6 protein-coding genes are annotated in these 12,240 nt (G+C 68.8%); 1 reads left to right on the plus strand and 5 read right to left on the minus strand.

Annotation, left to right across the window (positions count from 1 at the left end; translation table 11 throughout):
• Nucleotides 1–78: 78 nt before the first annotated feature.
• The 3 genes from ABZ899_RS27550 to ABZ899_RS27560 form a co-directional block, all read right to left on the minus strand.
• Nucleotides 79–1,455 carry an IS1380 family transposase gene (locus ABZ899_RS27550; RefSeq protein ID WP_361350966.1) on the minus strand — a complete coding sequence of 459 codons (1,377 nt, stop codon included), beginning with the start codon at nt 1,453–1,455 and terminating at the stop codon, nt 79–81.
• A gap of 273 nt (nt 1,456–1,728) precedes the next feature.
• Nucleotides 1,729–2,274 (minus strand): hypothetical protein, encoded by a 546-nt coding sequence (locus ABZ899_RS27555; RefSeq protein ID WP_361350968.1) that lies wholly within the window; start codon nt 2,272–2,274, stop codon nt 1,729–1,731.
• A gap of 65 nt (nt 2,275–2,339) precedes the next feature.
• A complete protein-coding gene (locus tag ABZ899_RS27560) occupies nt 2,340–8,609 on the minus strand; it encodes a DNRLRE domain-containing protein (RefSeq protein WP_361351048.1) in 6,270 nt (2,089 codons plus the stop codon).
• 319 nt (nt 8,610–8,928) lie between these two features.
• On the opposite strand from ABZ899_RS27560, the gene ABZ899_RS27565 reads away from it, so the two are divergent.
• Nucleotides 8,929–10,092, plus strand: coding sequence for a histidine kinase (locus ABZ899_RS27565; protein ID WP_361350970.1), 1,164 nt, complete (start codon nt 8,929–8,931; stop codon nt 10,090–10,092).
• On the opposite strand, the gene ABZ899_RS27570 is transcribed toward ABZ899_RS27565, so the two are convergent.
• Together ABZ899_RS27570 and ABZ899_RS27575 are read right to left on the minus strand one after the other, a co-directional pair.
• On the minus strand, nt 10,033–10,635 hold the full coding sequence (locus tag ABZ899_RS27570) for a response regulator transcription factor (RefSeq protein WP_361350972.1): 603 nt from the start codon (nt 10,633–10,635) through the stop codon (nt 10,033–10,035). The genes ABZ899_RS27565 and ABZ899_RS27570 overlap by 60 nt on opposite strands.
• A gap of 97 nt (nt 10,636–10,732) precedes the next feature.
• Nucleotides 10,733–12,073: a hypothetical protein gene (locus ABZ899_RS27575; protein WP_361350974.1), complete on the minus strand. Its 1,341-nt coding sequence runs from the start codon at nt 12,071–12,073 to the stop codon at nt 10,733–10,735.
• Nucleotides 12,074–12,240 lie beyond the last annotated feature (167 nt).

A 12,240-nucleotide genomic window follows, 5' to 3' on the forward strand; every position in this document is an offset into this window, starting at 1 on the left:
AGTGTCGCGTCGGGTGGGCGCCGGGTTCCACTGCTCCGGGCTGGGTCCTCTTTTCGTAGGGACAGGTGAATCCGTTGATCAGCCGGGGTTCGGCAGTAGGGTGAGCCGTTCGAGGGCGGCTGTGATCTCCTGGGTCCAGGGGCAGTGGCGGGCAAGGCGGAGGATGCGGCGTCGGCCGGTGGTGACGAGCTGGCCGGCCGCGGAGAACAGACGGAACCGCAGGCGGCGCGGTTCCCAGAGCCTTGCCTGGCCGGTCAGGGCGAGCATGGGCATCCAGGCCAGCAGGTCGAGAGCGATCTGGACGATCTCCAGCCAGATGCGGTTCTGGGCGGTGTCGTGCAGGGGAAGGTTGCGCAGGCCGGTCGAACGTGCGGCCCGGATGCGGTCCTCCGCGCGGGCCCGCAGCCGGTGGCGGAGCTCAAGCTCGGCGATCGGCCGGTCGGGGGTGTTCGTGGCGAAGCAGGTGATGCGCATGCCGTCGGCGTCCGTGATTCTCAACTGGGCACCGGGGTGTGGCCGTTCCTTGCGGACGATCAGCCGCATGCCCTTGGGCCAGCCGTCCAGGACGTCACCGGCGAGTTCGGCGACCCAGGCTCCGTCACGGACCTCGCCATCGGCCTCGAGGGCCGGGGTCCAGGCCGTTGCCGGGATCTTGAGGACGTGGCTGTGGATGGCCTCAGTGATCACCATGCCGACCGAGTAGGACAGCCAGCGCCCGCGCTGGGCGAACCAGGCGACGAACTCGTGAGTGCCGCCTGCGGAATCGCAGCGAATGAGAGTCTGCCGCCCGCGCCGGCACTTCTTCGGCAGTTGAGCGAGCGCCAGTTGGGCGGTGACGATGTGGTCGGCCGCCGTGTTCGAGCCCGCGTTGCCCGGCCTCAGCAGGGCCGCGACGGCCTCGCCGGTTCCGCCCGGGCCGTGATCGACGAAGGCCATCAGCGGGTGGTGGCCGTAGGTCTTCTTCCATGTCGGGGCGGCGTCCTGCTTGTCCGAGTGCGCGACGACCAGCACTCCGTCCAGGTCCACGGTCACCCGCCCGTCGGCGTCCGGAGCCCGGCCCGCAGCCAACCTCCAGACCCGGCTGCGGACTTCGGTCCGAGCCGCGCGGATCGCGGGCAGGGCCTTCCCGCCGGTGGTGGCGAGGGTATCGATCAGGCGGGAGACCGTCGGATCGGAGGCCACCGGTCCGAACACGGCCGGCTCGGACCGCAGCAGTGCGACGTCGGCGAGGCAGTCCCCACCGAGCGCGACCGCCAGCGCGAGGTCCAGCAGAACCTTGCCCGGATCGTGGACGGCCCGCGGTTTTCGCCAGGGGGCGAGCGCTGCGGAGATGGCCCGGTCAAGGCCGATCTTGCGGGCTGTTTCGACCAGCAGAACCGAACCGGCCTGCGAGACCACGGCTCGGCCGTCGTCCCGGACACGGACATGGGGGTAGGACCCGGTAGGCTGCTTCACCTGGAAAGTGCCTCCGACAGGGGCGGGAACAAGGACCTCAGCAATCCTCATTCTCGCTGCTCAGAGGCACTTTTCGCTTACCTGACCGCCTGTCGGACAGCCCGCTTCATGAAAGCGCGAGGCTAGGGCAAGAACCGCGTCCCAAAGGCTGCGTGGTGGCCCCGAGTCGAGGAACAGGAAGTAGACCGCGGTCACCAGCATCGCCAAGGTCAGTGCCCCGGAGGCTGTGTAGACGGGTCGGTTCTTGTAGCGCATCACAGCCTTCACCACTGGTCAGTCGCCCATGAGAATGTCGATGACATTCCAGATCGCAAAGGCGAGCGGCGGTACGAGCAGGAGGTCGGTCGCCCCCCAACGGACCCAGCGACGGGCCGACGGACTTCCGTCAGCCGTCATTTTCGATGGTGTGGTGACGTGTTCCTCGGTGATGAGTTCCCGGAGTTCCTTTCTGGCCGATCGGGCGCGTCTGCCGTCAAAGAGCGACTTGGAGAGAGCCCATGGCTGCAGGGTGCCAATTCCTTCGATGCGCAGACCAACTGTCCCGTTCCGCGCGATGAACTGTACGTCGGAAAGCCGTGCGCGATACGAGAGCAGCGGGTTGTGGACGCTGAGAAGGCCGTGTTCACATCTGATCGACGGCTGCATCCCGACTCTGGCGAAGAGCCATGCGAAGAACGACGCCATACTGAGCAGTGCTGCCGCGTTCACCAGGCTCTCACCGTCGGTCTTTGGAGTGAGCAAGACATAGGCCACCGCGAACGGTTGGGCGACGACGCCCACGCATGCCGCACCGAAGACAACTCGATTTTTGTACTGCACCCTTGTTCTCCATGTTCCGGGGTGCCGCGTCCAGGACACGGCACCCCGACTTCAGCGACAGCCGCCTAGCAGTACCGCATCTTCCAGCTCATGCCGCATGTGAGTGTGCCTGTCCAGGCATTGCTTGCATAGCTCCAGGCCGTACGGCGGTAGGAGAACCGCATCCTGTGCCGGGCCCGGCCTGCGGCGTGCCGGCCGGCTCGGGCGAAGCCGCGGCTGGACTTCCACCACGAGCCCGCGGCGAAGCGGCCCGCGCCGACGCCGGCTGCCGTCCATGCCGCGTTCCGCAAGATGCTGCCACGCGACTTGCGCCACCCGTGCCTTCGCACATCGGCATAGGACGTCGCCGCGAACACCGCGACACTGGCCACGGCGCACGTGCCGGCCGAGGCGACGATGCACGCGGCAGTCGCGCCATAACCGGCGTAGGTACGCCAGTTCCTGCGGACGTGACGGCCCACCCGCCGCGCGGCGCGCTTGACCTTCTTCCAGCTCCACCACTTGCCGTCGAGGTCGTAGCGGTTCAGCGGGTCCCCGTAGACGTAGTCGTAGGCGTTGGCACTGCCGCCGTAGACCGGGTCCATGGTCAGGAACCGGCCCGTGACGGGGTTGTAGAGCCGTACGCCCATCAACGTCAGGCCGGTCAGCGTCTCGCTGGAGCGCTGCTTGCCGCCGAGCCAGCCGTATCGGGCCGCACTCTGGCTCGCCCTGGGGTTGCCGTACTCGTCCGCGTCCAGGACGACGGGAGCCTTGCTGGTGTCCAGCGGGAGCTGGAGCGCCACGTCGCCGTGGATGTTGGACAGGTGCAGGACCGTGTCGCCGGTCTTCGTGGTGGTCGCGGCGAGATCACCGGACGCGGAGTCCACGTTGCGGGAGATCGCGCCGGTGACGGTGTCCTCCACGATCCAGCGCGGGTTGTCGCCGTCGCTGTCGTAGTGGTTGAGCTTGGACGCGTTCTGCGTCCAGGTGCTGCCGCTGCCGGTCTCGACCGTCCAGGAGCGGAAGCGCAGTGCGGCGTCCAGCCGCCAGGTCTGCCGCTTGCCGTTCGCGGTCTGCTGGTATGCCAGATCGTTGGCGTAGTAGCCGACTGTGCCCTGCCCCGGGACGGCGGTGGTGCGGCCGAAGGCGTCGTAGGTGTAGCCGGAGTCGACGATCCGGTCGGCGCTGTCGTAGGTGGAGTTGGTGGTGGTGCCTCCGGCGGTCGGGCAGTCGGCACCGGGGGTGCCGGTCGCGGTGGTCAAGGACTTCCGGTTGGTGCGCGCGTCGAAGCTGTACGAGCGGCGGGTGCAGATCGTCTCGGAGGTGTCCTCGACGGTGGTCAGGCGCCCGATGGCGTCGTAGCGGTAGGTCTGGTCGGACCAGCCAGCGTGGCTGGCGACCTGGCCGTGGACGGACTCGGTCACGGTGTCGGAGTAGACGATCGTGCCGTCGCTGTCGCGCGTGTAGGTGCGGTCGGTCGCGGACCCGGTGGTGTCCTCGTTCTGGGTGAGGGTGTAGCCGCCGGGCAGCTTCTCGGTGGCGACCGAGCCGTCCGCGTCGTAGGTGGCTTTGAAGGTGCCGGCCACCGAGTCGGTGGTGCTAGTGGCCAGGCCGCGAGGTTCGGCGGTGTGGTCGTAGGTGTAGGTGACGGTCGACGGGGATGTGTCGGTGACCTTGACCGGGCGGTTCAGCAGGTCGTACTCGGTCGTGGTCGTGCCGCCGTCGGCGTCGGTGTAGGAGATCTGGCGGCCGAGCTTGTCGAACGCCTTGGTGATGGTGCCGCCGGTGGGCGAAGTGGTCTTCACCGCCTGGCCGGTGGCCGGGTCGTAGTCCGTGGTGGACTCGGGGACCGCCTGGCCGACGCCGCCGGTGATGGCGACCTTGTTCTGCCGGCCCGCTCCGTCGTACGACGTGGTGGTGGTCCGGGTCACGCCATTCGCGGTCTCGGTGACCTTGTTCGGGTTGCCCCACCAGTCGTACTCGGTGGTGGTCGTGGGCAGTCCCGTCGGGTTGGGGCCGCCGCCGGTGATCGTGCCGCCCGGCGTGACGGAGCAGACCAGGTCGGCCCACTCGGGACGCCCGGCGCAGGTGCCGGTGCCCGTCGCGGACCAGTAGGTCGTCACGCGCGTGCCCGCGTCGGTGCCGGTGGCGCCGGGCAGGAGCTGCTTGATGGTGCGGCCTTGCGCGTCGTACTCGGTCGTGGTCGTGATGGCCAGACCGCCCGGGTCCTGGATGGTCTGCGTCGGCTGGCCCTTGGCCCAGTCGTAGACCGTCTGGGTCACGCGGGTCTCGCCCTGGACGGAGGGGTGCTCACGCACCTGGGCACCGGTCGTGCTCTTGGTGACCTGGTCCTTGACCTTGGCGGTGCCGTCGGTCGGGCGGCCTGCGTCGTACTCGTTGACCGTCCAGGTGCGGGCCGTGACCGACGTGCCGGACGGCACGAGGGTCGTGGTGCCCTGTTTCAGGTCGCTCGTCAGGTCGATGCGGCGCAGTGCCCCGAGCTCCTCCAACTCCCGTGTGCCGGTGTCGTTGTAGACGGAGCGCGTGGCGAGCAGGTCGGCCCGCTCGGCGGCTGTGAGCTGGGCGATGCCGAGGTCGGCCTGAGTGGCCTTGTCGGCCGTGGTCAGGCCGAGCGCGACAGCACGGTTGGCGGCGGTCAGTTCACGGACCGTGTTGCCGAACCGGTCGTACTCGGTGGTGGTGATGTGTCCGCCGGGAGTGGCGGAGTTGACCTCGCGGCCCGACACGCCGAGGTAGTGGATGTCGGCCCGCTTGTAGTCGGCTGCCGTCAACGAGCCGCCGGAGTTGGAGGCGGGGACGGAGTCGGCCGGGAAGACCGCGGTGGCGTCGGTCGGGGCGTCGAGCTGACCCCAGGCCTTCACATCCGCCGCGCCCAACTTGTACGGGGCCGTGGTGCCGGTCAGCGGCACGTCGTAGACGACGCTGGTGGCTGCCGTGCCCTCTTCAACATCGGCGGTGGCCTGCTTCAGCCCGGGACGCGAGGCCTTGAGCAGCATGCCGTCACCGGCGGTGGCGGCGTTGCCCGCCTTGCCGTAGACGAAGGTCCAGGGCAGTTCGCCTGCCGGGGTGAGCTTGGTGACCCGGCCCGCGCTGTCGTAGCCGTACTCGGTCTTCACAGAGGGGCTGATCTGCGGGTTCCACACCTGACGCAGTCGGCTGCTGCCGTCGTACGCGTATGTCTGTACAGACTTCGACGTGGCTGCGGACGCGCCGGGTTCGGTGGACCACAGACGAATCTCCTTCACCTGCCCGCTGACATCACCGTAGGTGCTGTCGGTGGCGGTGGTGGAGGTCGCGTACACGAACTCCAGCACCCGGCAGCCCTTCGTGGTGGGATCCGAGGTGCAGGCGGCGGTCGTCGCGGCCGACGTGGGGGCGATGATCCGCTTGGGGCGGGCCAGCTTCTTGCCGTCCGCTGTCACTGTCTCGGAGACCACGGTCGTCGTGGAGTTCGACAGCCCGTCCAGCAGCGTGCTGGAGACCTGCCAGGTGGTGGCGGCCGCATCGGGCTTGGTGAATTCGGTGACCGTGCCCTCGGTGTCGGTGAGCGTGAAGCTGCCGCTCACGCTGCCCTTGAGAGTGAGGTCCTCCGAGCCCGGCTCGGGGATCCACGCGGTCTTGGCCGCGTTCGCGGTGAAGTGGGTCTCCTCGCCCTCGGCGTCGACGACGGCCACCGCGGTGTCGGAGATACGGCGGAGGTGGCTGAAGTCGGAGTCCGTCATCTCGGCAGCGGTGCCGGCGACCCACTCCTTGCCGAAGATCGGAGCCTGGCCCTCCTGCTTGGCGCCCTTGTCCGGAACGCGCGAGGACGCGGTGCGGGAGACGGCCAGGTCGAACGCGGAGGCGTCGGTGGCCGACAGCGTGTAGTCACCGGTCAGCAGGTTCACGCTGCCCGGCCCGACCTCGTCACCGGCCGCGCCGTCGGCGTTGCGGTCGACGACCACGGTCAGCGGCTCGGTGCTGCCCGCGGCGCTGTTGGGGCCGGTGAAGTCGGCCTTGATCTGCACGGTCCCGTCGGGATCGACGGTGCTGGTGGCGCTCCACACGAGCTGGGCGTTCTTGCCGCCCGTCAGCGGCACAGGCCATGCGGTCAGCGGGGTGCCCCCGGAGGTGACGTCGGCGACCGGAATCCGGACCCAGGCGTCGGCCTCGGAGCGGCGCCAGGAGAAGGAGACGCTGTTGTACTTGGCCGCGTCGGCTTCGGCGACCAGCGGCAGACGGCGTGCGGTTCGCTCCCCGTCGGAGGGCTGCACGAAGCCTCCCGGGCCAGCGTGGAAGGTGTACTCGATCGCCTCGGACTTGTTGTCCGCCTTGTCCACGGCCCGCACCTGCAGGGTGTGGGTGCCGTCCTTCGGCGGGGCGACGGAGATGGCCTTGTCCGCGGTGGAGCCGCCGGTGGCGACCTTGGTCCAGGTCACGCCGTCCAGGGACCACTCCAGCCAGTTGTGGTCCGAGCCCGGCGGGGTGACGGTGAAAGTGCCCGCCTGGCCCGCGCCCTTGACCCAGGAAGTCGACGGGTAGTCCGTGGACGTGATCTTCGTGGGAGCCGAGGGTGCCTTGGTGTCGACGCTGAACGTCTTCCACGCGGACCAGCCGTTGTTGTAATGCGTGCCGTCGTAGGGCGAGGTACGGAACTTGTACGTCTTGCCGTCGGCCAGCGCCCCGGACGGGACGGTCACGGAGGCCACCTGCCCGGACGGGACGTACTTCGACACGATGACGTCGCCGACCTGGGCATTGGTGGCGTTGTCGTAGATCTGGAACGTGCCGTTGACCTTGTCACCATCAGCGTCGACGAACGTGTCCCGCAGCGTGGGGGTGGTGGTGTTCACCACGTAGGCGCCGCTGTAGGAGAAGTACGGCGGGCCGGCCTCCTGCTTGGTCCCGGTACGCGGCCGGTAGTTGTAGTTCACCACCAGCTTCGGCGGGTTGGAGGCGGCGTTGGCGGAGTTGACGCGCTTCCACTGCGCTGTGACCGACTCGTCCGTCGCCCGGATGCCCATGTGACCGCGGGTGGCCTTGGCGGACGCCCACTCCTGCACCAGCGTCGTCACGTCGGCGTTGATCCAGCCGTCCGGCTGCGATGTGCATCCGCTATTGCCGCGGGTCTCCGTGGACGTGGCCTTCTTCGCCGTCATCGTCGGGCGGGTGGTCCACCGGCTGGAGGTCGAGGCCGCGCCGGAGGCCCACACCTCCCACGGGTAGAGCTTGCAGTCGGTGTTGCCCGAGTGAAAGTTCCACAGGCTCAGCTTCGCGTCGAGAACGAGCGCGTCCTGGACCGGTGTCGTGTTCCACGAGACGAAGGTCTGCGCCGTGCGCGGGGTGCCGTCGGCGTTCTTGGTGCCGGGGTTGCCGAAGTCCAGCTCGGTGTCGCCGGACCAGTCGACGGTCTCACCCTGCTGCACGTAGGTGTCGAAGACGTTGGACAACGACGACGTGGACGGGTCGACGGTCACCGGGTACTGGGTCTGCGGGTCGGCGAGGAATTCCGCGTCCGGTGTGATCACCAGATCGACGGACGATCCCTTCTGTACGACCTTGAGGCCGACCTCGGCACGGTGGGTGTGCTCACCGGACCGCTTGTCGACGGTGGCGTCCCACATCACCGGTGCGGGCATCACGGCCCGCCTCTTGTCCTTCTTGTCGGTGAACAGCACGCTGCCGTCGGCCAGTTGCTTAGCCTTCAGTCCCTTGGTCTTCAGCGGCAGCGTGTACGAGTAGCCGCCCGCGCCAGGACGCTGCTTGATCTCGACGTACTGCTCGAAGCCGGTCCGCGTGGCCTCCACGACCACGTCCGCGCCGGGCACAGCGTTGACGTACTCCGCCCGCGTGCCCTCCAGCTTCGGCTTCGGAAGTCCGCCCTTCCACTGCAGAGTGATCTGCCGATCGCCTTCGCCGAGCGTCACCAGATCGGTGGCCTTGGCCTCGCGGGCGGCCTGCAACGACTTCGCCGGCGTCCCGGACTTGCCCGCGAGGTGCAGCCCGCCCGGGTGAGCCTTGGGCTCGACCCCGCCGGTGACCTCCTGGAGTTCGACGTCGACGTCGGTCCACTGGCCGTCCCGCTGGAACCGGATCGGACCCGCAGCCAGCTCCGTGGTCAGACTGCCGTCCTTGTTGGCCCACGTCGTCGAGGTCTCGGTGCGCTCGCTCAGTGCCTCCACACGTTGGCCGTAGAGCCGGGCGGCGACACGGGCGGAAGGTATGTCATCTGCCTGGGAGACGCCGGGCTTCTTGGGCTCGGCGGTCTTGGTCTCCTGCCGGTTCTCGGAAAGGTTGAGCGCCACGGCATCACCGGTCTCACCGACCAGGAGGGCCGCCTCGGAGACCAGCAGCATGGCGCCGACGAGAGCGATCTGCGACAGAGTCCGTCTGTGACGCTGGAGCGCCGGTCTGGAGCCCTTCCAGCTCAGCGGCGGGGGAACGTCTTGTTTCATGAACAGGCATCCCTTGGGAATCAGAACATGCGGGCGCATGATCCGATCACCTTCGCGATCACCGAAAAAGTGAGATCCTCACCAGTTCCCCGTACAACCTTTGCGCGCCATGGGCGGTCCTTCGTTATCGGTGAAGTCTGTTCAGAGGCGGGACGGGCCTGGCAGAACGGCTACACCGCGGCACACAGCTCCATCGAAGGAACACGGGGGAAGAAGCGCAGTGATTCGTCGGGCACGCCTGACCACGGCAAACAGAGTCGCGTTCGCCTCCATCGCCCTCCTGGTCGTCGGCTCGTTCGCCCTGCTGGCCGTGGATGTTCTCGCTCAACCTCTGAACAAGGGAACGCTGATCACCGGGGTCATCCTGCTGATCCTTCTCCCCGCAGTACTGCTCGGGCAGTACGCGCCGCCCCCCTACCGCCTTCCGTACCGGTGGCGGTGGGGGCTTCTTGGCCTGCAGGCGCTGCTCACCTACCTGCCGGTGCTCGTGTTCGAGTACAAGTGGCTGAGCCTGTTGGGCTTCCTCGCCGGCGCCGTCCTGCTCACCATGCCCCGCCCGGCATCGGTGGTGATCGCGCTGGGGGTCGTCGCCAGTGGCCCCGCGCTGGTGCACAGCAGCCTGGTGAACACGCACCGCAGCGGCATGAACGTGCTGGTGTCCACTCTGATCACAGGAAGCGCGGTGTACGCGGTCGTACACCTCGCCCTGCTGGCCGCCCGTCTCCAGGCCTCGCAGGCTCAGGCAGCCCGCCTCGCCGAATACCGCGAGCGGACCCGCATCGCCCAGGATCTGCACGACCTGTTCGGCTCCTCGCTCGTCTCCATAGCCGTACAGAGCGAGAGCGCCCTGCGCCACACTCCGCCCGCCACCCCCGCGCATGAGGCGCTGACCGAGATCGCACTGCTCGCCCGACGCGCCCACAGCGAGGTACGCAGCATCACCAAGACGCGCCCTTCCTCCCAGTTCCATACGGAACTCGCCCACGCCCAGCGCTTGCTGTCCACGGCCGGAGTTGTCACACGCACCACGCTGCCGCCCCAGCTGACGCTCCCGGGACCGGTGAGCAGCTGCCTGGGCGCCGTACTGCGGGAAGCCATCAGCAACGTCCTGCAGCACAGCCGGGCGACCCGATGTGAGATCGAGGTGACAGTGGCCGAGGGGCAGATCCGTATGTACGTCGTGAACGACGGCCTCCCCGCCGCGATGGGGGAAATCGGAGCGGGCAGCGGCCTGGAAAGCCTGAAGTTCCGGGCCCTGGCGCTGGGCGGCACCCTCGAAACGGAAGTCAACGGCCGCCGCTTCGTCCTGACTGCGGAGCTGCCCCTACATCCACCCGTGGCGCCCGGCGATGCGAACCGCATCCAGGAGAGTGCGTGCGTGTAGCTTGCTCACCGCTGCGGACAAGCGGTTGCGCACCGTTCCCACGCTGAGGAACAACTCCGCCGCAATGGCCTTCGCATCCGCTCCGCCCGCGGCCAACCTGAGCACCTCTGCCTCCCGCGCCGTCAACGGGCTGGGCGCGCCGAGCGTCTCGGCCAGCTCCGGCGGCTCGATCACTCGTCCTCCGGCCGCCGCCGTACGCACCGCCGCTGCCAGAACCTGCGGCGAGACCGTTTTCAGCAGATAGCCCGCCGCCCCCGCGTCCAAGGCGCGCTGGACGTGACCCGGCCTGTCCATGGCCGTGAGCATCACCGTGCGACAGTCCGGCACCCGCTGAGGCAGCTCGCGCGCGAGCGCCAGCCCGTCCATGCCGGGAAGATCGATGTCGAGGAGCGCGACATCCGGCCGCGCTCGTTGTGCGATGCCTAAGGCCTCGACCGCGTCGGTCGCCTGGCCCACGACCTCGATGCCGAACTCGCCGCCGAGGAGGGCGACCAGTCCGGCCCTCACCACCTGCATGTCCTCCACGACAAGCACTCTGATCATGAGTTGAATGCTGCGGTCCGCTTCGAGTGAGCGCATTGCGGGATTCCGGCAATCCCTCCCCCGTGTTTCCTGCCAGCGCCCGGCAACTTTCCTACTCTCAGGCCTCCGGGACCGTGTCGCCGACGAGGGCCACGAAGTAGTCCCGATCCCGCTGATCATTGGGGTTCACGCTCTCGTACGGCTGTCGCGGCCACAGCGGGCGGCCGTCGATCCAGGGAACGACGGTGGGGCCGTCGTCCAGCCAGCCGTGCAGTTCGGCGGTCCCCACCAGGGGCGGCATGCCACTCCAGGGGTGTCTGGGCGTGCCCGGCGGATTGACTTCCATGGCGGCTTCCGGCAGGTCGGTGGGGCCTCCGTGTGCGGGGAAGAGCACCAGGACCAGGCCGTCGTCGGGGCCGGGCAGCAGCACGTAGCGCTTGGGGACGGGAACGGGGGCGCGGGTAGCCCGCGCCAGGGCTTTCACGGCAGGTATCCCGACGATCATTCCGTAGCCGAACCGCAGGGCATTGATCCCGCAGAGGACCGCGGCGACCAGCAATATCGGCAGGCCGGCCTGCCTGACGAGCAGCCAGGCCAGGACCAGGGCGAGCGCACGCAACGCGTTGACCGCGGTCGGCCAGAGCTGTGAGATCTCCAGCAGCGCGCGGATCCGCCACCAGGGGACGGTGCGGACGTCGGGATCGCGGTGAGGCCGTCCAGGACTCTCGTCCGGAAAGACGAGGCGGCTGGCTGCTGCAGCCATGGCCGCATATGACAGGTCCGGTTCCCGATGCTGAATCGGTTCGTCGCTCACGACGGCCTGCGGCTGCGGTGGATGCGCTCGGGACAGAAGCCCCTTGTGCTCCGCGGCCTGCACGTCACTGCGGCGGGCCCGCTCGGCGCGGGTGGGGCGAGCCCAGAGCAGCTGTTCGCCACCCGGCTGGGCGAGCACCCCACCGGCACGCGGGTCACCGCACCACCACAGCACGCCGCCCGGCCCGGGAGCAGCCAGGTGATACCGCTGCTGCACGGTGCGAACGGTCAGCGGTAGGAGTCCGCCGCTGACCGGATCGCGCAGCACCACCCGAGGGGCTCCTTGGCCGAGCGGGATGGCCACGGCGGTGCACGCGGCCCAGGGGCGCGTCATCAGCGCGCGCCGCATGCGGCGGCAGTTGACGAGGGTCGCCACGCCTACGGTCATGACGACCGGGCCGCCTCCGACGCAGAACACGGCAACTTCGTTCAACCAGCTGATACCGGCTTCGTCCGCGCTCGGCCCGACGGCCAGTCCAGCAACCATGGCCGCGCATCCGCCCCACAACCAGGCCCAGGCGCGTCGGCGATGTGCGGCGAGGGTGGCGGCGGTCGCATCGCGGCTGAGAGCGGTGGGCTGAAGCGCGGCGGGAATCGCCTTACGCATGGTCTCCACGTCCTCGCTGGTCTGCCTGCTCGACGGCACGGCGTCCCCTCTCACGGCGGTGGAACCACTCCCCCAGTTCGGAGCCACCGATCAGCCCGCATGCGAACAGCATCAGGCCTGCCTGGAGCAAGGTGGCCAGCAACGCCGAGTCGTCGGCCTCCAGGGCGTCACGTCGCAAGACCGGAGTCACCATTCCGCTCGCCCAG

It is taken from the genome of Streptomyces sp. NPDC046859, from assembly GCF_040645135.1.
Taxonomy (GTDB): domain Bacteria; phylum Actinomycetota; class Actinomycetes; order Streptomycetales; family Streptomycetaceae; genus Streptomyces.

Excerpts from the sequence above, each read along its gene's own strand:
- ABZ899_RS27560 (WP_361351048.1), bottom strand. The coding sequence starts at position 8,609 with ATGCTGCTGGTCTCCGAGGCGGCCCTCCTGGTCGGTGAGACCGGTGAT.
- ABZ899_RS27570 (WP_361350972.1), bottom strand. The coding sequence starts at position 10,635 with ATGATCAGAGTGCTTGTCGTGGAGGACATGCAGGTGGTGAGGGCCGGA.